Consider the following 24,434-nt stretch of genomic DNA (forward strand, 5'->3'; position numbering starts at 1 on the left):
CATGAGCCCTCGCTTTGAACGCCGCTCCAGCGGCCCATCCCGCGATGGGCGTTCGGGGCCAGGAGGGAGTGGAAGTGGGCGACCGACAGGGGGCAGGCCTCCCAGTGGACGTCCATCCGCTGGTCGACCAGCGATGGGTCGCTCCGGCAGCAACAGTCGGCCCATGCCAAGCAATCGCCGTTCCGATGGTGGTCGTTCGCCTTATTCGAAAAGTGGTCGTGACGGCAGCAGTTTTCGCGATCGACGAGCGCCGCGGGATGAGGGCTGGGATCGTTCGCGGAGTGGCGATCGACCTGGCAATCGATTCGGAGAACGATCTGGAGAGCGATCTGGAGAGCGGTACGGCAATCGATCCGGTGATCGCCCCAGAGAGCGATACGGAGATCGGCCCCGTTCCTTTGACCGGGATCAAAATGCGTCGCGTTCGGAGTCCCAGAACGACCGTTCAGGGCCCGGGCGTTTTCAGGATCGGAATGATCGTTATGGCGACCGCCGACGCTCCGGGGATGAACGGCGACAGCCGTCCCAGCGCCCCCGAACCCGCTACGACAATGGCCGTTCCCCGCGAGTGAATGCAGCACCGGAGGCCGCAGCGGCCACACCTCCGGCAGATGATCTGATTTGGGGGCGCCATGCCACCCAAGCCGCGCTGGAGGCAGGACGACCCATTCATCGCATTTGGTGCACCCCGGAGATGCGCAGTGCGGCTAAATTTCTCCAGCTCTTGCGCGATGCCAAGGCGTCTGGGGTCTTGGTGGAAGAGGTGACCTGGGCTCGGCTTGGACAGATCACAGGTGGTTCCGTTCACCAGGGCATCGCCCTTCAGACGGCAGCGGCTGAAACCCTCGATCTCGAAACCCTCATCGATGGCTGTTCGGATCTTGGGGAACCCCCCTTATTGGTGGCTTTGGATAGTGTCACGGACCCCCACAATCTCGGTGCTGTCGTACGTTCCGCCGAGGCGATGGGAGCCCATGGTGTGGTGATTCCCCAGCGTCGGAGTGCTGGATTAACCGGTTCGGCCGCCAAAGTGGCAGCCGGCGCCCTTGAACACCTTCCGGTCGCGCGTGTGGTCAACCTCAACCGGTCGTTGGAAAAGCTCAAGGATGCGGGATACAGGGTGGTGGGCCTTGCGGCAGAAGGGGACGTGACCCTCACGGATGTTGATCTCAGCGGCCCATTGGTGCTGGTCACCGGGTCAGAGGACCAGGGCTTGTCGCTTTTGACCCGGCGTCACTGTGATCAGTTGGTCCGCATTCCGCTGCGGGGCATCACCCCAAGCCTCAATGCATCTGTTGCTACGGCTCTTTGTGTTTATGAAGTGGCGAGACGCAACTGGATGAAGGACATTCACGGCCAGGCACCATCACCGCCGATTCGGCGGCCCCAACTCGCTGGTGCCGCAACGTCTGTTGAGACGTCTGAAGCGCCTGTGGAGCAGGCTCCTGAGCAGCGGATTGACCTCGATCTCAATCCATCTCAACAGGATGCCGCGGTGCAGTTCGATCAGAATATCCAGCTATCTCCCTGAAATCAGCTCGGTTTTGCCGGTTCTCGGGGCACAATGCCTCGAGGTCCTTCTACCCCCCCATGAGTCCCCTGATTCGGCCGCTGCGCAGTCTTGCCAATGGCCTTGGGGTCGCCTGGTGGGCTCGGATCCAGACCTCAGGCCCCGATGTGACCTATTGGTTCGGGCCCTTCATCACCCGAAAAGGACTGGAAAACGAGCTCGGCTCCTTCCTTGACGACGTCAAGTCTGAACAACCCCAGTCGATCAGCCACTCCTTGTTGCGGACCCGACGCTCTGAGCCCCTCACCATCACGACTGAGGGTTGATCCTGCGGCTGATAGCGTCCTCCCTGCAATGGATCGCAGGGACATGACGATCAGCGCGTGGCGTCAGCAGCTGCAGAGCGGTGAGGTTTCCTCCCGCGAGCTCGTTGATCAACACCTCAAGCGGCTTGAAAGCTCTGAGCCGTCGCTCAATGCTTTCGTTGAGGTCACGGCCGAGAAGGCCCGTGCTGAAGCCTCCAGAATTGATGAAGCTCGCGCCGCCGGTGAAAGCCTTGGGCCGCTTGCCGGTCTTCCCTTGGCGATCAAAGACAACCTTTGCACCAAAGGGGTCCGCACCACCTGCTCGAGCCGAATGCTGGAGCAGTTCGTGCCTCCCTACGAATCCACCGTGACGGAACGGCTCTGGCAAGCCGGTGGTGTGCTGGTCGGTAAGACCAATTTGGATGAATTCGCCATGGGTGGCTCAACGGAAACGTCTGCGTTTGGTGCAACGCAGAATCCCTGGAACACAGCCCATGTGCCCGGCGGGAGCTCCGGTGGAAGCGCTGCAGCCGTTGTTGCCGGAAGTTGTCTTGCTTCGCTGGGGTCCGATACCGGTGGCTCCATTAGGCAACCGGCATCGTTCTGTGGCGTTGTGGGCCTGAAACCCACCTACGGCCGGGTCAGTCGCTGGGGCTTGGTGGCTTTTGCCAGCTCCCTGGATCAGGTGGGTCCCTTTGCAGGAAGTGTTGCTGATGTCGCAGAACTGCTGCAGGTGATTGCAGGACCCGATCCTCGTGATTCCACCTGTCTGGATGTGGCGGTGCCTGACTTCAGTGCTGGCCTGAATCAGCCGATCAAGGGACTCAAGGTTGGTGTGATCAAGGAGTGCTTCGATGCCGAGGGACTCGATGCTGAGGTCAAGGCATCGGTGCAGGCCTCTGCAGCTCAGCTGGAGGCTCTCGGGGCCGAACTGGTGGAGGTGAGCTGCCCGCGCTTCAATGATGGAATTGCCACGTATTACGTGATCGCGCCGTCTGAGGCCTCGGCCAATTTGGCGCGGTACGACGGAGTGAAGTACGGCTTTCGCGCTGACGACACTGAGAGCCTTGCCGCGATGACGGCACGAAGCCGTGCTGAGGGGTTCGGCGCTGAGGTGCAGCGGCGGATCCTGATTGGCACCTATGCCCTCTCCGCCGGATACGTTGATGCCTACTACAAAAAAGCGCAGCAGGTTCGCACCCTGATCCGGCGTGATTTTGATGCTGCTTTCCAGAGTGTGGACGTGCTGCTCACCCCAACAGCACCGTCAACAGCCTTCAAGGCTGGTGCCCATGCCGATGATCCTCTGGCGATGTACCTCGCCGACCTGCTGACGATTCCCGTCAATCTCGCCGGGCTGCCGGCCATCAGTGTTCCCTGCGGTTTTAGTGCGGCGGGTCTTCCGATCGGAATGCAGCTGATCGGCAATGTTTTGGACGAACCGCGTCTGCTCCAGGTCGCGCACCAGTACGAGCAGGCAGCCAGTGTGATGGCGAACCGTCCGAAAGCTGCGTTGGTCCCTTAGATCTGATGAAAAGCGTCGTGGAGGCGTGGATCTGTAGATAATTTAAATTGCTCTCGTTTTTGGTGAGATTTTGTTCAGTATTATTGGGTAGATGTTTTATTTGGTTGTGCAGCGTTATTTTTCGTTCAGCGGCGGTGGATTTAATACTCATTCTTTCCTGGCGGGAATGATTTCTGGATCTCTCGATGCTCTCGAAAATGCTGGAAGAATAAGAGATGTGGGCCTGTTGACACATGCTGTGAGTGGCTTTTCGGCGAACTCGGGAGGTTCATGGTTTTTGTCCCAGCTTTCTTACTCGCAGCCATTCTTGAAGCAGTTTGAAGCCAATCAATTGGCTGATTTGTACAATACAAGGGGGTATAATGGGCAAATTTCTGATATCTACCAGAATATATCTGCTAAGGCCGGTAGTGGGTCTGAGCCTGAGGTTATCAGTGATCTTGTTTCAAACTCTGATTCGCCAAGCACTGCGAAGTTGATTCAATCTTGGTTATCAATGCTTGGCGATTCGGGATTTGATTGGCGTGCATTTAATCAGCAGATTACCTTTAAGCCCTTCTCGATGACATCTTTGATGTCTTCGACGCAGTTTGATGCTGATCGTCTGTCTTGGTCGTCTGGGAAAGACTTTGTTGTTTCCACATCGCTCCAGGCTGAGCCCGTTGTGCTCGATAGCATCGGCATGTCTGCTAATAAAATCTTCGTCAAGGCTGTATCTGAAGCAGTTGATTCCACTGCTCAGACAGTTCCGTTGTCCTTGGTGAGTGAAGCAGGCGACATGTCGTCGTCTGCTTCTTATCAGTCGTCTGCTCTTCCCCCTACTGGTACCAATGCACTGAAATATTCAACAAATGCCTGGTTTGGTGCTCCCAGCCCTAAGCAGATTGATCTTTCTTCCACCCTTGATGCCAGTCAATTATCGGTTTTGGATGTAGCTACGGCATCATCGTCTGCTGTTGGCCTGTTGGCTGCACCTGCTTCATATGCCGGGATTTTTGGCGCTACACCGGCACGTGTGCTTTCGCCACTTGTGAATCAGCTGTCGTATGAGTTGAGTGATCTCGCACCACCTGCAACATTTCAGGATGGTGTGATGTTGATGCCGAATGAAGTGCCGACGGGCTCGTCTCTGAACACTCAGTTCAATTTACTTTCATCTGATCTGACGACACGATTGGCAGATGGAGCTTATGTGGATAATACTTCGGCGGCTTATATGGTTCAACATATTCAATCAGAGCAGGCGATTGATCATCCCTTCTACCTCACACTTTTTTCGAACTCAACGGCGTCCCCTGAAAAGGGCATTTCGATGCCTGGTGCTGGTTCGACTCAGCCGTTCACTGTGACATCCGACGTGGCTGCATTGTTTGGCAACTCAGATGGGAAGGGGGATGACGGTTCTGTTGTGACAAACACCACCATGGGCAATCAATTAACCCCATCTCCTCAAGTATTTGCCCTTGATGCATGGAATGGTGTCGATCCGCTTTGGACGTACAACAGCGGCACAATTGATATCGCTTTGTATCGTCTTTCTGTTGAGACTGTTGATAACAAAGCTTTTGGTGTCAAGGAAGGGCAAGCCGGGACTGTTGATGTTTATGTTTCGAGAAATTCGAGTTCAGCACCTGCTCCATATCAAACTTCAAATTTGAAAGCGTATGCTCAGAATTATGATGTTTTTCGCAAGGCAGTTAGGACGGGTGGTTTTAACTATCTATCTGAGTCGTTTGGTGTTGTGAGCAATCAGATTCAGCCCTATGACGGTGCTTCTACATCGAAACTCCTGAGCGATGCTGCTCCAGTCGATTCAGCAGGTTATCGCGCTGTTGAGCGGGTAAGGCGGTTTCGAGATCTACGGCGTCAATCTGGTCGGATTGGATTTCGTGGATCAAAAGCTGACGACATTATTCTGCATCCCAAATCAAAAGCTGTTGTTCGTGGTGGTGAAGGTTCCGATCTGCATCTCATGAATCATTCTGATCGAAGCTTCTCGGAAAAAAGTAAGATTTCTAAGTCGGTTATTGTCGACTTTGAGGGAGACGATATGATCCTATTTAGGCGCCGCCAATTTGGTCGCAAGATCACCTTCGAACATGCGACTAACCGCCGTCAGAGGCGTCGCTTCATGCAGTCCGAAGCTGATTTTGTCTTTTTCGACCGGGGCGCGCAGCAAGGGGCTGATCCCGAGCTTGGCAGCCGGCTTTTTTACAACGCCAATGGTTCAAAGCCTGGCTGGGGTGATGAGGGTGGTCTGTTCATCAACTTCCGCAACGGATTTGATCTGACCGTCTCAGATCTGGCGTCGTTCTAGGCCTGTCACCACAGCTGGTGTGCCAGGGGAGCGGCACCACCAGATCTTGCGTTGGGTCCTAATCTGGTTCCATGGCATTCGTTCCTCTCCACAACCACAGCGACTACAGCCTTCTGGACGGGGCGTCGCAGTTGCCGGCCATGGTGGAGAGGGCGAAACAACTGGGAATGCCGGCGATCGCCCTGACCGATCACGGCGTGATGTATGGCGCCATCGAGTTGCTGAAGCTTTGTCAGGGCACGGATCTCAAGCCGATCATCGGGAATGAGATGTATGTGATCAACGGCTCCATCGATGACCCGCAACCCAAGAAAGAGAAGAGATACCACTTGGTGGTGCTGGCCAAAAATGCCACGGGCTACCGCAACCTGGTGAAGCTCACCAGCATCAGCCACCTGAGGGGGATGCGGGGCCGGGGCATTTTTTCCCGTGCCTGCATCGATAAGGAACTGCTGAAGCAACACAGCGAGGGGTTGATCATCGCCACGGCCTGCCTTGGTGGCGAGATTGCCCAAGCGATTTTGCGTGGTCGTCCTGATGTGGCCCGCAAGGTGGCGGCCTGGTATCAGGAGGTTTTCGGTGATGACTATTACCTTGAGATCCAGGACCACGGATCTCCGGAAGACCGGATCGTCAACGTCGAAATTGTCAAAATTGCCGAGGAACTCGGCATCCAGATCGTTGCGACCAACGATGCCCATTATTTGAGCAAACAGGATGTTGAAGCCCACGACGCGCTGCTCTGTGTGCTCACGGGCAAGTTGATCACCGATGAGAAGCGACTGCGCTACACGGGAACCGAATACATCAAGACCGAAGAGGAGATGGGGTGTCTCTTCGGTGACCATCTGGAGCCTGAGGTGGTTCAGGAGGCGATCGCCAACACCGTCAAGGTGGCTGAGAAGGTGGAGCCTTACGACATCCTCGGGCATTACCAGATGCCCCGCTTCCCCATTCCCGAGGGCCATTCCCCTGTTAGCTACCTGAGGGAGGTGACGGAGCAAGGGCTGCGGGATCGGCTCGAGCTCAGCCCGGATGCCCCCTTGCCCGACGACTACGCCGAGCGCATGGCCCATGAGCTCAAAATCATGGAGCAGATGGGATTCCCCACCTACTTCCTGGTGGTCTGGGACTACATCCGCTTTGCACGGGACAAGAACATTCCCGTCGGCCCTGGCCGGGGCTCTGCCGCAGGCTCCCTTGTCGCCTACTGCCTTGGGATCACCAACATCGACCCGATCACCAACTGCCTCCTGTTCGAGCGTTTCCTCAACCCGGAACGCAAGTCGATGCCTGATATCGACACCGACTTCTGCATTGAACGCCGTGGTGAGGTGATCGACTACGTCACCGAGCGCTACGGCGAAGACAAGGTGGCCCAGATCATCACCTTCAACCGGATGACCTCCAAGGCGGTTCTGAAGGATGTGGCCCGGGTGCTTGATATTCCCTATGGCGATGCCGACCGTCTGGCGAAACTGATCCCGGTGGTTCGCGGCAAGCCCGCCAAGCTCAAGGCGATGATCGGTGAGGAATCACCCAATCCCGAGTTCCGCGAGAAGTACGAGTCGGATCCAACGGTTAAGCGTTGGGTGGACATGGCGATGCGGATTGAGGGCACCAATAAAACCTTTGGTGTGCATGCAGCCGGGGTGGTCATTGCCGCTGACCCTCTGGATCAGCTTGTGCCTTTGCAGCGCAACAACGATGGTCAGGTGATCACGCAGTACTTCATGGAAGACGTGGAATCCATGGGTCTGTTGAAGATGGATTTCCTGGGGTTGAAGAACCTCACGATGATCGAAAAGACGCTCGAGCTGGTGGAGGTCATCAGTGGAACCCGCGTCGATCCCGACAAGCTCCCGCCGGAGGATGAAGAGACCTTTGCTCTTCTCGCGCGGGGTGACCTTGAGGGGATCTTCCAGCTGGAATCCAGTGGCATGCGGCAGATCGTGCGCGATCTCAAGCCGTCTTCTCTGGAAGACATTTCCTCAATCCTCGCTCTCTACAGACCGGGCCCCCTCGATGCTGGATTGATTCCCAAATTCATCAACCGCAAGCACGGGCGGGAGGCGATTGATTTCGCCCACGCGATCTTGGAGCCGATCCTGTCGGAGACCTACGGGATCATGGTGTATCAGGAGCAGATCATGCGTATCGCTCAGGATCTGGCTGGCTATTCCCTGGGTCAGGCCGATCTGCTGAGGCGGGCGATGGGCAAGAAAAAAGTGTCAGAGATGCAGAAGCATCGCGGCATCTTTGTCCAAGGAGCCGGAGAGCGTGGCGTTGATGAAAAGGTCGCCGACGAACTGTTCGATCAGATGGTTCTCTTCGCTGAATATTGCTTCAACAAGAGCCATTCCACGGCCTATGGCGCCGTCACCTATCAGACGGCCTATCTGAAGGCGCACTATCCAGTGGCCTACATGGCGGCCCTGCTCACGGTGAATGCCGGAGCCGCCGACAAGGTGCAGCGCTACATCTCCAATTGCAATGCCATGGGGATTGAAGTGATGCCCCCGGATGTCAATGCCTCGCTCACTGATTTCACCCCCAACGGCGATCGGATCCTGTTCGGACTCTCCGCCGTTCGCAACCTTGGTGATGGTGCGATTCGTCAGTTAATCGCCGCTCGCGACAGCGATGGGCCTTTCCGCTCCTTGGCCGATCTGTGTGATCGGATCCCGTCCTCGGTGCTCAACCGCCGCGGTCTGGAATCGTTGATTCACTGCGGAGCCCTGGATGCCATGGATCCGCAGGCCAATCGTGCCCAACTGATGGCCGATCTGGATCTGCTCCTTGACTGGGCCTCCTCACGGGCCAAGGATCGTGATAGCGGCCAGGGCAATCTCTTCGATCTGATGGCCCCAGCCTCAGAAGACGATGGGCCGGCGGATCTCAGCCATGCTCCTAAAGCAGCACCGGTGCCGGATTACCCCCCGACGGAAAAGCTGCGTCTTGAGAAAGACCTGGTGGGGTTCTACCTGTCGGATCATCCGCTCAAACAGCTCACCCCCTCTTCGAAGCTGCTGGCTCCGATTGGTCTGGGATCCCTGGAGGAGCAGCCTGACAAAGCGAAGGTGAGCGCCATTGCGATGGTGGCTGAGATGCGCCAAGTCACCACCCGCAAGGGGGACCGAATGGCGATTCTTCAGCTCGAGGATCTCACTGGAAGTTGCGAAGCCGTGGTCTTCCCCAAGAGCTATGCCCGCCTTGCCGATCACCTGATGGCTGAAGCACGCTTGCTCGTGTGGGCAGGTGTGGATCGGCGTGATGAGCGCGTGCAGCTGATCATTGACGACTGTCGTGCCATTGATGAGCTCAATTTGCTGCTGGTTCAGCTTCCGTCTGATCAGGCGAGCGACATCGCCATTCAGCACAAACTGCGGGAATGCCTGAACCAGCATCGGCCAGAGCGCGATGAGTTGGGCGTCAAAGTGCCTGTGGTCGCCGAGGTGCGCAACGGTGAGACCGTGCGCTACGTGCGACTTGGCTCTCAGTTCTGCGTGAAAGATGTTGATGCAGCGATCTCGTCACTACGAAACCAAGCCTTTGAAGCCCGCAGCAGCGATCGTCTGGTTCTTTCTTGATCCTTGATCAGCTTTTTCGTGGAGCCCTGATCAAGTCTTTGATTGTTTCTGCTGCTGTTTCTGGGCCCGGATCGACTCACGCATCCGTTGAACGTTCGGCCTGAAATTTTCGAACCCCAGAAGGGACCCAGGCTCGGGATCCCAGCTTGCTGTCAACACACCAACGCTGAGGCCCACCAGCCCGAGAATGAAAAACAAGCCGGAGCCCGTGAGTGTGAGACCTGGCGGGATATCTGCGATGCCACGGGTGACCACAACGTAGCTGCCGACAAAAACTCCCATCCCTGCGAGGGACGGGAGTCCTGTGAAGACAACGACACGTCGAGCCATCCGATCCGCCACATAGCGCGGAATGGCTTCCTGTCTGGGTGTCCCAGAGGCAGGCTTGCTCCCCTTCCCAGCCCCCTTGGGCTCGAAGGGAAGGGCATTGCGTTGCTCAGCCATGGGGCACTTCGATCAGCCGCGGATGCCCAGTTTGGCGATCGTGTCGGCGTAGCGTTGCTCGCTCTTGCTGCGCATGTAGGTCAGCAGACGCTTGCGGCGGCCAATCATCTTGAGCAGCCCCTGACGCGAGGAGTAGTCGTGGATGTTGTTCTGCAGATGGCTGCTGAGACGGTTGATCCGCTCACTCAGCATGGCGACCTGGACCTCTGCCGAACCGGTGTCGGTGCCGTGGGTCTGGTGGGTGTTGATCAGCTGCTGCTTTTCGGTGGTATCAAGCGACATGCGCGGGGGGCGGCCCTGTCAGTGCAAAGAACCACCTTACCTCTGCATGGGACGGCTTATGCCGATTCGCGACTGAGCCATTGGAGGCAGATCCGCAGCCAGGCGTCCTGGTCATCTCCGGAAGGCGGTGGGCCGTCTGAACCCTCGGCGATGGCACGGATGGCGCGACGAATTTCGAGGTCCTCATACCCCAGCATGGCCAGGGTCGCTTCAACCTCGGCCCCGCTTTCTGGCATCTGCTCAGAGCTGATCCCTTCAGCCAGTGATGGAGCTGGATCAACGCCCGCGAATGCCGCAATGGAGGCCCTGAGTTCCACGGCAAGGCGCTCGGCTGTCCGTTTGCCGATGCCCTGCGCCTTGCACAAGCGACGCAGATCTCCGCTGCTGATCGCTTCCACCAGTTCCTGGGGCTTGCATTCCTGCATCAGGGCCAGACCGGCCTGGGGACCAACACCGCTGACGCTGATCAGCAGCCGGAAGAGATCCCGCTCCTGACGGAGGGGAAAGCCATACAGGCTGCTGCCGTCCTCCCTCTGCACCTGATGGATCCACAGGTTCAGATCGCTGTCAGCAGAGAGGTTCTGCTGATGCCGCTCCGTCAGGTGCACCTCATAACCGACGCCACTGCAAAGCAGCAGAACGCCGCTACGGTTCCCTTGAGTCCAGCACTCCATCGGTCGTCCTTGCAGCCAGCCGATCATGGGGAGAGGTTTCAACCGCGTCATGTTGCCGCAGCTGTCATTGCCTGTCTCTGGTTTCAAGCGTGTTGTCCGACGCTTCCTGCAGGCGTTGTGCGTTCTGTCGATCGTGGTTTCGCTGACGGCCTGCAATGGATCTCAGCCGCCCCGCGCTCTCCTGAATGAAGCGCTGGCCCTGCAGATTCAGCTCACCCAGTCGGCCATTGCCAGCTCCCTCGACCTCACTCCGATGCCCATCGCCCCCAGCGTCAGCCGTGTGCGGGTCGAGGATCAGGACAGCTTCGCCCTGGGGGACGAGCAGGGTCTGAGGATTTCAGGTCGATTCGATTGGCAGCTGCCCGGTGACCGTGTCCAGGTGGACAGCCCGTTTGAGCTGTTTCTGCAACGGGGCTCCCGCGGTCAGAGCTGGCGCCTGGCCCGGCCCAAGGGCGGATCGGAGGACCGTCAGGCCTGGCTCACCTATCCCTTGGGGCTGGAGAAAGCCTGAGCTCTAATTTCGGGCCGACAAGCTGATCAGGGTTGCGGACAGCACCAGCATCCCCCCACCCACCTGCCAGGCATTGATCGATTCAGCAAACCAGAGCCAGCCCCAGCAAGCGGCGAAGACCACTTGCACGTAGTTGATCGACGTGGCTCGGGCGGCGGGCAGACATCGCAATCCTTCGGTCACCCAGATCTGGCCCAGCTGGGTCAGCACGCCGACCCCCAGGAGCCAAAACCATTCGTTGCCGATGGGCCACACCCCTTGATGCAGCACCCAGGGCAGGGTCAGGGGCACCGAGATCATCGGGAAATACAGGATGATCACCAGCGGGTGTTCGGTTTCCGACAGCCGCCGCACACTGACGTAGGCCAGAGCGGTCATCAGGGCACCTGCAATGCCGATCAGTGCAGGGATCAGCTGTGCAGGTTGTGCTGTCCCCGTGAGCCACTGGGGTTGCACCACCAGCGTGACGCCGATCCAGCCCAGCAGAACTGCTCCACTGATGCGTCGGCGCAGCGGTTCGCCCAGCAGCAGCAGCGCCGCTACGGCCGTGAACGTGGGGTAGGTGTATTGCAGCACCGTCGCTGAAGCGAGCGGCAGTTGGTCAATCGCTTCGAAGAAGCAGAGCAGAGCCAGGCTTCCCAATAACCCACGGGCCACCAGCAGGCCCCGTCGATGGCCCCAGGGGGAGACCCCAGCGAGGCGCAGACCCACGGCAGTCAGAACGATGCTGATCAAGGCCCGGCTCAGCACGATTTCCGCCACCGGGAGACGACTGTTCAGTTGCTTAACGCAGACCGTCATCAGGCTGAAGGCCAGGGAGCTGAGGATTAGGGCCCGGCTACCCCGCACCGATTCCCGGTTCCACCAGGGTTGTGCGTTCTGCGGTTCGGCCATGGGTGCTCTGATGACGGGGTGCACGGAACCCTGCGACTTCGCAGAATGGACCGATGGTGAATGCCCGCCTGCATCCAAGAACGATCGAGGCCGTTAAGGAACGGGCCGACATCGTTGATGTGGTGGGCGAGCACGTGGTGCTCAAGAAGAAGGGGCGGGAATTCGTCGGGATCTGCCCGTTCCATGACGACAGCAAACCGTCGATGACGGTGTCTCCCGCCAAGCAGTTCTACTACTGCTTCTCCTGCGGCGCTGGCGGGAACTCCATCAAGTTCCTGATGGAGTTCCAACGGCAGAGCTTCAGTGATGTGGTGTTGGATCTGGCGCGGCGCTACCAGCTCCCGATCGAGACGGTGGACGGTCCGCAGCAGGAGCGGTTGCGGCAGCAGCTGTCGCGCAGGGACAAGCTGCAACGGGCCCTGGCCCTCGCCGCCGGTTGGTTTCGCAGTCAGTTGCTGGCACCGACGGGCGCAGAGGCCCTGAAATACCTCAGCGAATCCAGAGGTCTCAGCCCCGCCACGCAGGAGTCATTTCAGATCGGATATGCCCCGGATCAATGGGATGGCCTGCTGAAGCATCTGCAACAGGTGGAGGGGCTGGCTCCCGAGCTTTTGGAGGCCGCTGGCCTGGTCGTGCCACGCAAGGGCGGCAATGGGTTTTATGACCGCTTTCGCCATCGGGTCATGGTTCCGATCCACGACCGTCAGGGTCGGGTGATTGGCTTCGGGGGGCGCAGTCTTGATGGCAGCGAGCCGAAGTATCTCAACTCCCCCGAGACCGAGGTCTTTGAAAAGGGAAAGCATCTGTTTGGTCTCGATAAAGCTTCCAACGCCATCCGCAAGGACGACCGGGCGGTGGTGGTGGAGGGTTATTTCGATGTGATTGCCCTGCATGCCGCTGGCATCACCAACGCGGTGGCCTCCCTGGGCACGGCCCTGAGCAGTCAGCAGATCACCCAGTTGTGCCGCGTCAGCGACAGCAAGCGGATCGTTCTGAACTTTGATGCCGACGGCGCTGGCGTCCGTGCGGCCAATCGGGCCATCGGCGAGGTGGAGCAGCTGGCGATGCAGGGCCAGCTGGAGCTTCGAGTGCTTCACCTGCCGTCTGGCAAAGACCCTGATGAGTTCCTGAAGCAGAACGGGGCCGGTGATTACCGCGCTCTTCTTGATCAGGCCCCCCTCTGGCTCGACTGGCAGATCGAGCAGGTGCTCGAGGAGCGCGATCTCAGCAAGGCTGATCAGTTCCAGCAGGCCGTGACGGCTCTGGTGGGGCTGCTGGGCAAACTCCCTCAGTCCGCTGTCCGCACCCACTACCTCCAACGGGTGGCGGAGCGACTCAGTGGTGGACAGGGGCGCTTGGCGCTCCAGTTGGAGGACGATCTGCGCCAGCAGGTGAAGGGCCAGCGTTGGCATGGGCGCTCCAGCCGCCATGAGCAGCCGGGTGAAACCGGGCAACGAGAGCGTTGTGAGGCAGACCTGCTGCGTCTGTATCTCCACTGCCCCCGGCACCGGGCCACCATTCGCCAGGAGTTGCGCCAACGCGAACTGGAGGATTTCGCCATTCCCCATCACCGCCATCTCTGGGCGGCCATCACGGATCTGGAGGAAACCAACCTGGGTGAGGGGCGGATGGAGGCGATCAGCCGATGTGACGACGACGGCGAGGGTCTCGACGTCATGGACCTGCCGCGGTTGCTCACTGATCAGTTGCTGCTGGAGAGCAGCGCGCTGGTGTCCCGCTTGACTCCCTTGCTGGAGCCCGGTGAATTGCAGCGTGTTGCCCTGGCGGAGCCGCTGGAGCAGCTGCGGGGCATTGCTGCCCTGCTGGAGCGGCAGAAAAGCTTGAAGCGCTGCCGGCATCTGCTGGAGGCCTGGGGCGGCCAGCGTCTGCAGACCCTGGAATCCTGCATCGCTGTGCTGATCGATCAGGACGCCTCGTCAGACCAGAACAACATCGATATGGAGGTACGGATTCAGGCCTTGTTCGATGACCTCAACCGTGATGCTTTGCGCTATCAGGAGCTCTATTACACGGAGAGAAAACACATCGGCCATCTGGATCAGCAGCGTTGCGCGAGTTACACCGTTGCAGTCGACTCCCCAGTGGTCGATTCCTCCGGTGATGTGATTCCACCCGCTGCTTGAGTTGTTGTCTTTGGCCCCTGTCTTTGGATCGTCCGTGTCTGGTTGAATTTCCCTGCTGGCCTCGCCAGCGTGGAAAAGCCTGTGGCCTTGGTCCACCACAACCAACATCTGTCCCTGAGCTGAGATGTCTGAATTCTTCGAAGCGATCTGGCATGGCGAGGGCGTTGGCGACGGCGGAGATCTCGAGGAAGCGCTGCAGGCCTACGTCGCTGTGAAGCCAGAGGATGGGGATTGGATCGAGGCTTGCGCCGCCGAGGGAGCTGATCCGGTGATCGAGCGGTTTGCTTCCTTTGATGCGTACCTCGACAATGCCGATCCGCTCGAGCGCATCGCTGTCACCCCGCAGATGATCAGTGAAGCCCTCGCGTTGTTGCCATCCTGATGTCTGATACGCAGCTTGATTTTGCAGCTCTCGCTCCTGTGAACCACCTCTGGCCGGTCTTTGTGGAGCGTTTGGGTTCTGACAAAGCGCAGCGGGCCGTGCGTCAGGCGCTGGATCTACAGGGCATGCGGGGGCACCAGGGCACGTTGCCGGTGTTGTTCACCGAAACGGGAGGATTGGCTCTGGCCAGCACTGATTTGGTGCGGGAGCAGACTGGTCTCAACGCCCATGGTGAGCGGATGGTCTTGCTGCTCAGCACCCGTGAACAGGTTATTCAGTTGTTGCAGGAGGTCTGAGTGACGAACAGTCCAACTCCGCCTTCCGGGCCGCCCTCTGATCCTCCGTCCCCTGCCAATAGCGGCCTATACCTTGTTCCTTACTGGGTGCGTGGCGGTCGTCTCTGGAGCCTGATTGTTCTTGCCCTTGTGTTGGGTGGACTCGTGGTGCCGATCCTGCTTTCAGCGGTGCGCCGTCAGGCCAGTTCTCGTGGCTTCGGGCGTGGCGTCGCGACGTCCCTCTGCAGCTTGGCGCACACATCCACTGGCCTGAGTCACGACGACGCCATGGCTCAGCTGGAGGAGATTCAAACCAGTTTTGTGCGTACGCGGGCTGTCGATGCTGAAGCTTTTCTCGACGGTGTGGATCAGGTGGCGACCAGCCTCCCGGCCTGTCGTTTTCTGGGTGAGCCGTGATGGATAGGCTCAGGCCCTCACCACCGGCAGATCCTGGAGACGGGTGGTGGCGGCGCGGCTGAGTTGCTCCCGTCGCATCAACCAGCTCGGCTGCAGTCCGCAGCCTGCCCATTGCAGGCTTCCACGTCCGTAACGCCGATTGATCCGGTCGATGGTCTGCATCAGGCATTCCCGTTTCTGCTGCTGCTCTTCACTCATCGGCACCATCAGATGGGTTTGGAGAATCTCATGGCTCTGCAGGTGCTGCATCAGCACACCGGCCTTGGCCAGTTGACGATGGGGGCGAAAGATTCGTGCCACCAAGGGTCGCGCTGCTTGCAGCAGCACGGCCGTGTCGTTGCTTGCTAGGTCCAGCTGCGTGCTGGCCGCTTGGCTGTAAAAGCCGGGAGCAAACGGGCTGGTGCGGGTGTAGATGGTGAGGGCTGCCGCCCGCTGCTGTTGCTTGCGTAATTTCTCGGCGGCCCGCACCACATAGGTGGCGATGGCCTGCTGCAGTTCCTCCTGGCTCGTGATCGGTCGGCTGAAACTGCGGCTCACGCAGGTTTCCTGCTTCGGTGCTGGTGCTAGCTCCAGCGGTAGGCAGGCATGGCCGCGCAGTTCGCGTTGCAGACGCAGACCCACCACACCGCATTTGGCGCGCAGCTCACCGCTCGGCATGTCGCGCAGGCGTCGTGCGTTGTTGATGCCCCGCAGTCGACACCAATGGGCCAATTGACGACCGATCCCCCACACATCCTCGATTGCAATTGTTTCCAGCCAGTGATCCGGGTTGTCGCATTGGCCGAGGTCGAACGTTCCGGCATGGTCCGCGGTCTGCTTGGCCAGGCGATTGGCCAGCTTGGCCTGTCCCTTGCTGGCCCCCAGACCGATGGCGATTGGGAGTCCGAGGTTCTGCCGGGCCTGGGCCCGCAGCTGGCGGGCCCAACCTTGCAGATCACCATTGCTGGGACGACGAACCCTCCCGAAGGCTTCATCGATTGAATACACCTCCAGCTCTTCGCAGTGGGCCTCCAGCAGGCTCATCATTCGCTGGCTCATATCGGCATAAAGCGCGTAGTTCGAACTGCGCACCACCACGTTGTGCCGTTCAAGCTCCCGACGCGCCTTGAAATATGGCGTCCCCATCCGGATCCCCAGGGCACGGGCTTCGGCACTGCGCGCCACGATGCAGCCGTCGTTGTTGGACAGCACCACGACAGGGTGGCCGATCAGGGCCGGGTCCAGGCTCTGCTCGCAGGAGGCATAGAAATTGTTTCCATCGATCAGGGCTGTGGCCTGAGGCATGGCGATCTCGCCTCAGAGCGGATGGATCACGTGGATGGCCACGCCCCAGATCTGAACCTCACCGCAGCGGTGAAGCTCCAGCGGGGGATAGTCCGGATGGGCGGCTTCCAGGCGCAACCTGCCGCGATGGCGCATCAGGCGCTTGAGCGTGAAGGATCCGTCCAGTACCGCTACGACCACCTTTCCCGGTCGCGGTTCGAGGCTGCGATCGACCACCAGGAGGTCACCATCGTGGATGCCGGCGTCGGTCATGGAGTTGCCGCTGACATGTAGGAAAAAGGTGCTGCTGGGATGCCGGATGAGTTGTTCATTGAGGTCGATCCCCACATCGACGTAGTCCTCAGCGGGGGACGGAAAACCCGCGGCGACGCGTTCCCCGGCCAGGGGCAGGGTGAGCCGGTTGCGCCTTGGCTGCAGGGGCAGCAGTGGATTGCCTTGCTTGCCCTCCATGGCAATCCGCTACATAGTTCATTTGTACTATACCGGAGCTTCGTCTTCTTCGTCGCTCGTTAAGGGGGGGGGGGGGGGGGCCGGGCCCGGGGGGGGGTTCCCCACGCGTTGACCTCTTTGTTGCCCATTTTGTGGGCAACAAAGGGGAGGATGTGAAGGCTTTTGAGGCTCATGCCGAGGTCATGAAGGCGACGAGCGCAGAGGGATGCGAATGCGAATGGAAGGCCGACGTAGTAAACAATTAATGGAAGCGATAAGATGATTAAAATAATATTTTTTGTGCTAGCGGGGAGGAGGTTGAGAAGAGGAGATGTCAATCCAATTAAAATAAGGTTGAAAAGGACGAAGACGACCTGAAAGTAGAGGAATAAAAAGAACTCCTCCCTTGAGGCGCGACCGCTGTACATGAATGATTTCTTTAGGCTCTTGTTGTTGCTTATCAGGGAGTCTTTAAGTCTTAGCATTTTGTTTTCAGGATTGTTTGATTGTATTAACCAAATCTATCGACGGAATTTGAAAGAGGAAGCTTTATGTTGAGGTATTGATTTTTGGTATGGCAGACACTCCGTATTTGGTGGCCATGGCGCTGATCGATCAGCAGGGGCGACGGGCGTTGCCCCTGGGGGGGCGGTCTCAGAAAGAGGTGGCTCCGCAGGGCGAGGCTCCGGAGGCGTTGGGTCATGTTCTGGTGCTGGAGCTGCTGCTGCGGGTCTGGCAGCGCAGTGATCAGGGTTGTCTGCAGCGCGCTGCAGGCGACGACAGCCTGCTGCTGGTGGAGCTGCCAATGGAACGGCTGCCGGAGGATGTGCCCAGGATCAAAGCGGCATGGCTGAACACGGGTGATACGGGCGCGTTCAAAGCGGCGCTTCAGGCCTTTGCACCACGGGCCTGGACGGTCTCAATCGAGAAATTCAAGCCGGTGGCCCTGCAGCCGTTGTGGTGAGGGGCGGCTGGGCCCAGATGTTGACGGCGACGGAGTAACGCTCGCCTTCGAACGGGTTGATGCGATGCAGGATGCCTGGAGAAAAAAGCACAAGACGGTTCATCACCGGTGGGATGGAGATCACCGAGCGAAACGTTGGCAGGGGCCCCTGATAGCCGTTGCTGATCGGGGGGTTGTCGGCGATCAGAAGTTCGCCGCCAGCACAGCTCACGTGGGGATAAAAAACCGTAGACAGCAAGGGCAACACGTAACGGCCGCTGCGACTTCCTTCCAGTTCATCCTTGTCGACGTGCCAGTCGAGGTCGTTGTTGGTGTTGCACCACCACTCGATCCCGGCCCGCTGGGGGGCAAACGGGGTTGCCAAGGGGAGAAGGGCATCGTTGAGGTAGCGATCGACGATGGCTTGCTGGGCAGGCGCGTGGATGGAGCGGGAGGGGCCTGTTTCGGGGCGCCAGCTGAACTGCGCATCGCCGTCATGCTGCTCTCTGATCTGCCCATGGATCTCGCAGAGCTCGCGAAGTTCCTGCAAGGCATCAGCGGACAGCAGGTTGTCAACAACGTGCAGCATGATCACCCCTCCTCTGCGGCTTGCTCCTGCAGGCGCATGAGGTAGTGAAACGCTTCGCTGTCAGTGTCGCGGGAGATTTTCTTGAGCCCGAAGCTGTCGCCACGGCGTCGCATGCGATCGATGCTGTTGGGAGACACCTTGTTGTTCTTCGGCACTTTGATCAACGGTGCGCGAAAGCGCTGGTTGGGGCCTTGCAGCAGCCTCAGGATGGTTGGGATCGCAATTTCCGTCAGGGGCCAGTGGCGTTTGGGGCTCTTTTCGAAGTAGCTGGTGTCGAAATATTGGTTGTAAATCACGCCAAAGGTCTTGAAAACAGACCAGGGCATGTAGGCGCCACAGATCCGACCCATGCGCAATTGCGACGGATCCCCATCGAGCATCTCCGCAATGAACCGTTGGATGCGGGGGTCATTTTGAGCTTTTTTGGACCATTTCCATCGCCCTTTTTCACCGCGGAAAGACCTTTCACCGCAGCCAATTCTGCTCTTGATCAGCCTCTTTTTTGCTTCGCCAGACACCAACAGATCTGTGTCGGTGTGAATAAGCACTTTGTCGGGGATGTGGTCATCGGCAAGCGCTGTTTTGATCAGTTCGCACAGGGCATAGGCCGTGCAAGGCCGCCAGGTGGGGCGCCTGCGATTGGTGAAGACAATGCTGTGGCCCTCCCGTTCCGCCAGGGCGGTGAGGTCGGTTTGGAGATCTGGAGAACTCTCCAACGACACGTGGAAGTAGTGGCGCAGCTCAAAGGGCGCCAGAAAAATTCTGTAGTTCTCCAGCTGACGGGCGATGTGATCAATCGATTGGCCATGGATCGGGGAGAGCAGGGCCAGACGCATGGTGGAGGCACAGAGATCAGCGGCCATCGCGAAACCCTAGGCGCGGTGATATGGGCTGCCCTGAACAATCGCCTGGGCCCGGAACAGTTGTTCCACCAGCATCAGCCGCGCCAGTTCATGGGGGAAGGTCATGGGGGAGAGGCTCAGTCGCCAGTGGGCCTGCGCTTTGAGCGCAGGAGTCAGGCCATCGGCACCACCAATCACAAAGGCGAGCCGCTGGTTGCCCAACTGTTCGAGGCGTCGTGCGAAGGGAACCGAGGCCAGGGTGTCGCCCTGTTCCATCAAGGCGATCAGGGTTTCGTCGGGCCGCAGGGCCGCTCGGATCGCATCGGCCTCCTTGTCCGGGGTGCTGTCCCGAAGCTCGCTGATGGTCATCCCCGGCAGGCGTTTGAGGTAGAGGTCGATACCGTTCTGAATCCAGTCGCGACGGACTTTTCCCACCGCAAGGATCCGGCAACGGGCCGGGTTCAAACGTCGTCCCCTTCGTCGTCCTCGAGGAAGAGCTGCCCGAAGGCCACGTAGAGGCTCTCCTCCTCGCTGCCAGGGGCAACGTTCGGTCGTTTCGGCTGTGTGTTTTTGCCCGGTCCAGGCTTGCTGCGCATTGGCGCAGCAACGTTGGGCATGTCATTGCTGCTGTTCAACGGCGACGGTTGTCCCGTTGATTGGCGTTGGCTCTCCAACTGTTTGAGGCGGGCCATGAGGTGCTCAGGAACCGTGCCGTCCTGGCTGGCCTTCATCAGTTCCCGGAAAAGCTCATCCGGATTCTTCTCGGTTTCAACGCGGTGCCGCACCTGGCTGGCTTTGGGAGCTACAGGTTTTTTGGGTTCAGGTAAGCGTTCTGGCAGTTGGCGACCCAACTCGCGCAGACGATCCAAACTGCGGGAATCAAAGCTCATGATTCAGCCGCAACCGAGACTCTCGCGGGTGCTGCGGCCCGTGACGGAATTCGTCCCATCGGCAACGGCACAGAGGCTTTTGAGTTGGTCACCGCGCATGGGGACATCGGTGAAGTCAGCTCCCGTGATCACCACGTCCTTGAAGCGCGTGTTGAAGGCAAAAGCTCCCTCCAGAACGGCATCCGAGAGGTTGGTGCCCGTCATCACGGCGGAGTCCAGCGTTGCTTCGCGCAGATCGGTGCCGCTGAGGTCGGCGTCCTGCAGCTTCGCGCCGTACAGGCTTGCCCCGCGGAGATCTGATCCAGACAGGTCGGCTTCCCGGAGGTTGCTCAGATTGAAGGTGGCCCCACGCAGGTCCTTGTCGGCATAGTCAGCACCGATCAAGACCTGTTTGGCGACATCCATGGCGGCGTGGGCCGGAGTTGCCACCAGCCATTGACATGTCAGAACCAAAAAGGAGACCAGAAGGGCCGCGAAGCGTCTGCGCATGAGCGGAACAATCACCGCTGAACCCTAGAGCCGTTTCTGGGGGGAATGGTTTGAACAAGAAAGTGATGGTTCATGCCGGTGGAGTCTCAATGCAGCGGACGCTGGGCGGAGCAGCAGGCCTTGCAACAGCTTGAAGCGAAGGGATGGCGGTTGCTCGATCGCAACTGGCGCTGCCGCTGGGGGGAACTGGATCTGGTGCTGGAGCAGCATCAGCAGCTGTTGGTGGTGGAGGTGAAAGGGCGTCGCATCGGTCACTGGGACCGTCGTGGCCTGGACGCGTTTCATTCCGCCAAACGGCGCCGCATGGCGCGTGCGATCAGCTGTTGGAGAGCCGCGCATCCAACGTCCGCCGAGAAGCTGCTGCGGATCAAGCTCGCCCTTGTGCCGTTGATGCCATCCCACGGAACGATTCGCTGGATGGATGTGGAGCGGCTGTGCTGATGCACAGTTGATCCATGGGTTTCTCCGGACATCACGCCCGCAAACGCTTCGGCCAGCACTGGTTGCGCGATGACTCCGTGCTGCAGCGGATTGTTGAGGCTGCCGATCTTGAGCCGACCGACCGTGTGCTGGAGGTGGGACCCGGCCGCGGTGCCTTGACCGAGCGTCTTCTGGCTGCGGATGTTGGGGCGGTGCATGCGATTGAGCTTGATCGCGATCTGGTGGCCGGTTTGCAGGACCGTTTCGCTGATCAGCCCGCGTTCAGCCTGCACCAGGGAGATGTGCTCGAGGCGCCCCTCGAATTGAATGATGGCCACATCGCCGACAAGGTGGTGGCCAACATCCCTTACAACATCACAGGCCCTCTGCTTGAGCGGCTGGTGGGGCGGTTGGATCGCCCTGTGGATCCGCCATACCAACGGCTTGTCTTGCTGGTGCAGAAGGAAGTGGCGGAGCGGATCCGGGCCCGGCCCGGCCACAGCAGTTTCAGCGCCCTGAGTGTGCGCATGCAGTTGCTGGCCCGCTGCCGTTCGGTCTGTCCGGTGCCGCCGCGTTGTTTTCAACCCCCACCGAAGGTCCAGTCGGAAGTGATCTGCCTGGAGCCTTTGTCGCCGTCCGAGCGGGTGGAGCCGGCCTTGGCGTCCCAGGTGGAATCCCTGCTGAAGCAGGCCTTCCTGGCCCGGCGAAAAATGCTGCGCAACACCCTGGCGGGCGTGGCCGATCCCGACCGCTTGCAGGCTTTGGCTGCCTCCGCTGGCTTCAGCCTTCAGCAGCGTCCCCAGGAACTGGCACCGCACACTTGGGTTGCCCTGGCCAGGGGTTTGAATCGGGGCGACTGAACGACCACCATGATCACGGTGACGGCCCCGGCCAAAGTCAATCTTCACCTGGAGGTCCTGGGGCTGCGGTCGGACGGTTTCCATGAGCTGGCCATGGTGATGCAGAGCATCGAATTGGCGGATCGTCTGAGCTTTGAGAACACCGCTGATGCGCGGATCAGCCTCAGTTGCGATGAGGCCAGCCTCAGTGTTGGCGACGACAACCTGATCCTGCGTGCAGCTCAGCTGCTGCGGGACCGTTCTGGTTTCAGCGAATTGGGCGCGTTGATTCATCTGGAGAAACGCATTCCCATTGGTGCTGGCCTGGCTGGAGGCTCCAGCGATGGCGCTGCAGCCTTGGTGGGTCTGAATGCCCTGTGGGGGTTGGGCCATAGCCCCAGTGATTTGGAGCGCATGGCCGCCGAGCTCGGCTCGGATATGCCCTTCTGTGTGACCGGAGGGTGTCAGCTCTGTTTCGGGCGTGGGGAGCGGCTGGAAGCGGTGCCGCCGACCAACGACCCCCTGGCGGTGTTGTTGGTCAAAGACCCCAGGGTGAGTGTTTCAACGCCATGGGCTTACAAACGTTGCCGTGAGCTGAACCAATCCCACTACCTCGCTGATGAGGCTGCCTTTGAACGACGCCGGCAGGCCTTGCGGAGCGATGCTTGGCTCAACCCATTGCGCAGTGACCTTCCCCCTCCCTTGCGCAACGATCTGCAGAAGGTGGTGGCGCCCGAAACAGCTGCTGTGCGGTCGGCGCTTCAATTGTTGAAGAGCGTTCCCCACAGCCTGGCGGTGGCGATGAGCGGTTCAGGTCCCAGTTGCTTTGCACTGTTCCGCGATCTGGAGTCATGCCGACAGGCCCAGGGCGAACTCGCTCCCCAGCTGGAACGTGCCGGATTGAAGGCGTGGTCTTGCGCCCTCCGCCGCGATGGCGTGAGGATTGAGTCATGACTGATGCCAACACCCCAGAGAGTCCCGAGCCAAGGGATCCCCGCAAAGGTCCGCTGAGTTTTCTTTCTGGGGCGCTGACAGCTGGATTCTTGGCTTGGCTGGCTCTGGGCTGGAGCCGGCGGATGGTGGTGTACTTCGCTGTTCACCCACCCCACTACAGCTCGCCGATCGCCCAAAACATTGCCGTCACCCTGAAGACCTTGCTGGTGGGCTTGTCCTTTCTGGCCACTTTCAGCACTGGGTTTGTGGCTCTCGGTCTGACCCTGGTGTTTCTTCGCAGTCTCTTTACGGCTCGCGATCAGAACCCTGCCTAGCGTCGGCTCAATGTCAGGGTTTGGATGACGCCCCACGACCTCGGTCAGCTGGCGCTGCTGCTGTCTCCGGCCATGTTGCTCTCGGTTTTGTTGCTGTTCACCTTTGCGGCCGGAGGTTGACGCTGCGCTGACTGAGATAGCTTGGCCTCACCACCCGGATTGGCCGGGATCAAAGGGACGCCGTGGCAGGAACACTTCTCTTCAACGCTCTGCGGGAAGCCATCGACGAGGAGATGGGTAGAGATCCCCACGTCTGTGTGATGGGGGAGGACGTCGGCCATTACGGCGGCAGCTACAAGGTCACCAAGGATCTGGCGGAGAAATACGGCGACCTCAGGGTGCTGGACACGCCGATTGCCGAGAACGGTTTCACCGGTATGGCGGTGGGTGCTGCGATGACCGGTCTCCGCCCGATCGTTGAAGGAATGAACATGGGCTTCCTGCTCCTGGCCTTCAACCAGATTTCCAACAACATGGGGATGCTCCGCTACACCAGTGGCGGCAACTTCACCATTCCCACGGTGGTACGCGGCCCCGGTGGCGTGGGTCGTCAGCTTGGCGCTGAGCACAGCCAGCGGCTTGAGGCCTACTTCCATGCGGTGCCAGGCATCAAGATCGTGGCCTGCAGCACGCCCACCAATGCCAAGGGCCTGATGAAGGCCGCAATTCGGGACAACAATCCCGTGCTCTTCTTCGAGCATGTCCTTCTTTACAACCTCACCGAGGAGCTCCCCGAAGGCGAGTACACCTGTGCTCTTGATCAGGCTGATTTGGTGCAGCAAGGCACCGATGTGACGATCCTTACTTATTCCCGAATGCGCCACCACTGCCTGAAAGCAGTGGAGCAATTGGAGGCCGATGGCGTCAGCGTTGAACTGATCGATCTGATCAGCCTCAAGCCCTTTGACATGGAGACGATCAGTCGCTCCATCCGCAAGACCCACAAGGTGATTGTGGTGGAGGAATGCATGAAGACAGGCGGTATCGGTGCTGAGCTGATCGCATTGATCACGGAGCAGTGCTTCGACGATCTGGATGCCCGTCCGATGCGTTTGTCCAGTCAGGACATTCCAACCCCCTACAACGGATCCTTGGAGAACCTCACGATCATTCAGCCGCATCAGATCGTTGAAGCGGCACAGGCGTTGGTCAACAAGGACATCTGACGTTG

Annotated in this window: 28 protein-coding genes; 16 read left to right on the top strand and 12 right to left on the bottom strand. The window is 59.4% G+C overall.

Going from position 1 to position 24,434, the window contains the following annotated elements:
• Nucleotide 1: 1 nt before the first annotated feature.
• The 5 genes from rlmB to SynPROSU1_RS06140 all read left to right on the top strand — a co-directional run bounded on the left by rlmB (nucleotide 2) and on the right by SynPROSU1_RS06140 (nucleotide 9,247).
• Entirely contained in the window at nucleotides 2–1,531 is a 1,530-nt protein-coding gene (rlmB, locus tag SynPROSU1_RS06120; RefSeq protein ID WP_186571993.1) for a 23S rRNA (guanosine(2251)-2'-O)-methyltransferase RlmB, read from the top strand.
• A 59-nt stretch (nucleotides 1,532–1,590) separates the two neighbouring features.
• Nucleotides 1,591–1,836 (top strand): DUF1816 domain-containing protein, encoded by a 246-nt coding sequence (locus SynPROSU1_RS06125; protein ID WP_186571994.1) that lies wholly within the window; start codon nucleotides 1,591–1,593, stop codon nucleotides 1,834–1,836.
• A 28-nt stretch (nucleotides 1,837–1,864) separates the two neighbouring features.
• Entirely contained in the window at nucleotides 1,865–3,340 is a 1,476-nt protein-coding gene (gene gatA, locus SynPROSU1_RS06130) for an Asp-tRNA(Asn)/Glu-tRNA(Gln) amidotransferase subunit GatA (protein ID WP_186571995.1), read from the top strand.
• Between the two features lie 91 nt (nucleotides 3,341–3,431).
• On the top strand, nucleotides 3,432–5,657 hold the full coding sequence (locus SynPROSU1_RS06135) for a hypothetical protein (RefSeq protein WP_186571996.1): 2,226 nt from the start codon (nucleotides 3,432–3,434) through the stop codon (nucleotides 5,655–5,657).
• A 71-nt stretch (nucleotides 5,658–5,728) separates the two neighbouring features.
• Nucleotides 5,729–9,247 (top strand): DNA polymerase III subunit alpha, encoded by a 3,519-nt coding sequence (locus SynPROSU1_RS06140; RefSeq protein WP_186571997.1) that lies wholly within the window; start codon nucleotides 5,729–5,731, stop codon nucleotides 9,245–9,247.
• Between the two features lie 30 nt (nucleotides 9,248–9,277).
• Here SynPROSU1_RS06140 and SynPROSU1_RS06145 read toward each other — a convergent pair whose 3' ends face one another.
• Genes SynPROSU1_RS06145 through ruvA form a run of 3 tightly spaced genes read right to left on the bottom strand, consistent with a single transcriptional unit; the run spans nucleotide 9,278 to nucleotide 10,674 of the window.
• A complete protein-coding gene (locus SynPROSU1_RS06145) occupies nucleotides 9,278–9,691 on the bottom strand; it encodes a PAM68 family protein (RefSeq protein WP_186571998.1) in 414 nt (137 codons plus the stop codon).
• A gap of 12 nt (nucleotides 9,692–9,703) precedes the next feature.
• Nucleotides 9,704–9,973, bottom strand: coding sequence for a 30S ribosomal protein S15 (gene rpsO / locus SynPROSU1_RS06150; protein ID WP_186571999.1), 270 nt, complete (start codon nucleotides 9,971–9,973; stop codon nucleotides 9,704–9,706).
• Between the two features lie 56 nt (nucleotides 9,974–10,029).
• Nucleotides 10,030–10,674 carry a Holliday junction branch migration protein RuvA gene (ruvA, locus tag SynPROSU1_RS06155; protein ID WP_186572280.1) on the bottom strand — a complete coding sequence of 215 codons (645 nt, stop codon included), beginning with the start codon at nucleotides 10,672–10,674 and terminating at the stop codon, nucleotides 10,030–10,032.
• Nucleotides 10,675–10,696: 22 nt separating this feature from the next.
• Here ruvA and SynPROSU1_RS06160 point away from each other — a divergent pair, with 22 nt between their 5' ends.
• The gene (locus SynPROSU1_RS06160; RefSeq protein ID WP_186572000.1) at nucleotides 10,697–11,158 is read left to right on the top strand and encodes a hypothetical protein; all 462 of its coding nucleotides are present in this window, start codon (nucleotides 10,697–10,699) and stop codon (nucleotides 11,156–11,158) included.
• A 3-nt stretch (nucleotides 11,159–11,161) separates the two neighbouring features.
• Here the strand turns inward: SynPROSU1_RS06160 and SynPROSU1_RS06165 are convergent, their stop codons facing one another.
• Nucleotides 11,162–12,052: a DMT family transporter gene (locus SynPROSU1_RS06165; protein ID WP_186572001.1), complete on the bottom strand. Its 891-nt coding sequence runs from the start codon at nucleotides 12,050–12,052 to the stop codon at nucleotides 11,162–11,164.
• 53 nt (nucleotides 12,053–12,105) lie between these two features.
• Here SynPROSU1_RS06165 and dnaG point away from each other — a divergent pair, with 53 nt between their 5' ends.
• From dnaG to SynPROSU1_RS06185, 4 genes are all read left to right on the top strand, one after another.
• A complete protein-coding gene (gene dnaG, locus SynPROSU1_RS06170; RefSeq protein WP_186572002.1) occupies nucleotides 12,106–14,196 on the top strand; it encodes a DNA primase in 2,091 nt (696 codons plus the stop codon).
• A 124-nt stretch (nucleotides 14,197–14,320) separates the two neighbouring features.
• On the top strand, nucleotides 14,321–14,578 hold the full coding sequence (locus SynPROSU1_RS06175; protein ID WP_186572003.1) for a hypothetical protein: 258 nt from the start codon (nucleotides 14,321–14,323) through the stop codon (nucleotides 14,576–14,578).
• A complete protein-coding gene (locus SynPROSU1_RS06180) occupies nucleotides 14,578–14,874 on the top strand; it encodes a hypothetical protein (protein WP_186572004.1) in 297 nt (98 codons plus the stop codon). Before SynPROSU1_RS06175 ends, SynPROSU1_RS06180 begins: the two co-directional genes overlap by 1 nt.
• On the top strand, nucleotides 14,875–15,270 hold the full coding sequence (locus tag SynPROSU1_RS06185) for a hypothetical protein (protein WP_186572005.1): 396 nt from the start codon (nucleotides 14,875–14,877) through the stop codon (nucleotides 15,268–15,270).
• A 9-nt stretch (nucleotides 15,271–15,279) separates the two neighbouring features.
• On the opposite strand, the gene SynPROSU1_RS06190 is transcribed toward SynPROSU1_RS06185, so the two are convergent.
• The 3 genes from SynPROSU1_RS06190 to SynPROSU1_RS14135 are packed head-to-tail and all read right to left on the bottom strand — an operon-like array spanning nucleotide 15,280 to nucleotide 17,468.
• Nucleotides 15,280–16,554: a Y-family DNA polymerase gene (locus SynPROSU1_RS06190; RefSeq protein ID WP_186572006.1), complete on the bottom strand. Its 1,275-nt coding sequence runs from the start codon at nucleotides 16,552–16,554 to the stop codon at nucleotides 15,280–15,282.
• Between the two features lie 12 nt (nucleotides 16,555–16,566).
• Entirely contained in the window at nucleotides 16,567–17,004 is a 438-nt protein-coding gene (locus SynPROSU1_RS06195; RefSeq protein WP_186572007.1) for a LexA family transcriptional regulator, read from the bottom strand.
• A gap of 59 nt (nucleotides 17,005–17,063) precedes the next feature.
• A complete protein-coding gene (locus tag SynPROSU1_RS14135; RefSeq protein ID WP_186572008.1) occupies nucleotides 17,064–17,468 on the bottom strand; it encodes a DUF805 domain-containing protein in 405 nt (134 codons plus the stop codon).
• Between the two features lie 89 nt (nucleotides 17,469–17,557).
• On the opposite strand from SynPROSU1_RS14135, the gene SynPROSU1_RS06205 reads away from it, so the two are divergent.
• The gene (locus SynPROSU1_RS06205) at nucleotides 17,558–17,947 is read left to right on the top strand and encodes a hypothetical protein (protein ID WP_186572009.1); all 390 of its coding nucleotides are present in this window, start codon (nucleotides 17,558–17,560) and stop codon (nucleotides 17,945–17,947) included.
• On the opposite strand, the gene SynPROSU1_RS06210 is transcribed toward SynPROSU1_RS06205, so the two are convergent.
• From SynPROSU1_RS06210 to SynPROSU1_RS06230, 5 genes are read right to left on the bottom strand one after another with little or no spacing between them, the layout of a single operon-like run.
• Nucleotides 17,916–18,515 (bottom strand): 2OG-Fe(II) oxygenase, encoded by a 600-nt coding sequence (locus SynPROSU1_RS06210; RefSeq protein ID WP_186572010.1) that lies wholly within the window; start codon nucleotides 18,513–18,515, stop codon nucleotides 17,916–17,918. The two genes, SynPROSU1_RS06205 and SynPROSU1_RS06210, sit on opposite strands and share 32 nt — an antisense overlap.
• 2 nt (nucleotides 18,516–18,517) lie before the next feature.
• Complete coding sequence (locus SynPROSU1_RS06215; RefSeq protein WP_186572011.1) at nucleotides 18,518–19,378, bottom strand: hypothetical protein; 861 nt, start codon at nucleotides 19,376–19,378, stop codon at nucleotides 18,518–18,520.
• Nucleotides 19,379–19,387: 9 nt separating this feature from the next.
• A complete protein-coding gene (locus SynPROSU1_RS06220; RefSeq protein ID WP_186572012.1) occupies nucleotides 19,388–19,822 on the bottom strand; it encodes a 23S rRNA (pseudouridine(1915)-N(3))-methyltransferase RlmH in 435 nt (144 codons plus the stop codon).
• Nucleotides 19,819–20,247, bottom strand: a complete 429-nt coding sequence (locus tag SynPROSU1_RS06225) for a hypothetical protein (protein ID WP_186572013.1) — start codon at nucleotides 20,245–20,247, stop codon at nucleotides 19,819–19,821. The genes SynPROSU1_RS06220 and SynPROSU1_RS06225 overlap by 4 nt, the downstream gene beginning before the upstream one ends.
• Before the next feature lie 3 nt (nucleotides 20,248–20,250).
• A complete protein-coding gene (locus SynPROSU1_RS06230) occupies nucleotides 20,251–20,736 on the bottom strand; it encodes a pentapeptide repeat-containing protein (protein WP_186572014.1) in 486 nt (161 codons plus the stop codon).
• A gap of 72 nt (nucleotides 20,737–20,808) precedes the next feature.
• Here SynPROSU1_RS06230 and SynPROSU1_RS06235 point away from each other — a divergent pair, with 72 nt between their 5' ends.
• The 5 genes from SynPROSU1_RS06235 to SynPROSU1_RS06255 all read left to right on the top strand — a co-directional run bounded on the left by SynPROSU1_RS06235 (nucleotide 20,809) and on the right by SynPROSU1_RS06255 (nucleotide 24,429).
• Nucleotides 20,809–21,177 carry a YraN family protein gene (locus SynPROSU1_RS06235; RefSeq protein WP_186572015.1) on the top strand — a complete coding sequence of 123 codons (369 nt, stop codon included), beginning with the start codon at nucleotides 20,809–20,811 and terminating at the stop codon, nucleotides 21,175–21,177.
• Between the two features lie 14 nt (nucleotides 21,178–21,191).
• Nucleotides 21,192–22,016 carry a 16S rRNA (adenine(1518)-N(6)/adenine(1519)-N(6))-dimethyltransferase RsmA gene (gene rsmA, locus SynPROSU1_RS06240; protein WP_186572016.1) on the top strand — a complete coding sequence of 275 codons (825 nt, stop codon included), beginning with the start codon at nucleotides 21,192–21,194 and terminating at the stop codon, nucleotides 22,014–22,016.
• Nucleotides 22,017–22,025: 9 nt separating this feature from the next.
• A complete protein-coding gene (gene ispE, locus SynPROSU1_RS06245; RefSeq protein WP_186572017.1) occupies nucleotides 22,026–22,949 on the top strand; it encodes a 4-(cytidine 5'-diphospho)-2-C-methyl-D-erythritol kinase in 924 nt (307 codons plus the stop codon).
• Nucleotides 22,946–23,263, top strand: coding sequence for a DUF3082 domain-containing protein (locus SynPROSU1_RS06250; RefSeq protein ID WP_186572018.1), 318 nt, complete (start codon nucleotides 22,946–22,948; stop codon nucleotides 23,261–23,263). The genes ispE and SynPROSU1_RS06250 overlap by 4 nt, the downstream gene beginning before the upstream one ends.
• Nucleotides 23,264–23,445: 182 nt before the next feature.
• Nucleotides 23,446–24,429 (top strand): pyruvate dehydrogenase complex E1 component subunit beta, encoded by a 984-nt coding sequence (locus SynPROSU1_RS06255; RefSeq protein WP_186572019.1) that lies wholly within the window; start codon nucleotides 23,446–23,448, stop codon nucleotides 24,427–24,429.
• Nucleotides 24,430–24,434: the final 5 nt, after the last annotated feature.

The organism is Synechococcus sp. PROS-U-1 (assembly GCF_014279755.1).
Lineage (GTDB): Bacteria > Cyanobacteriota > Cyanobacteriia > PCC-6307 > Cyanobiaceae > Parasynechococcus.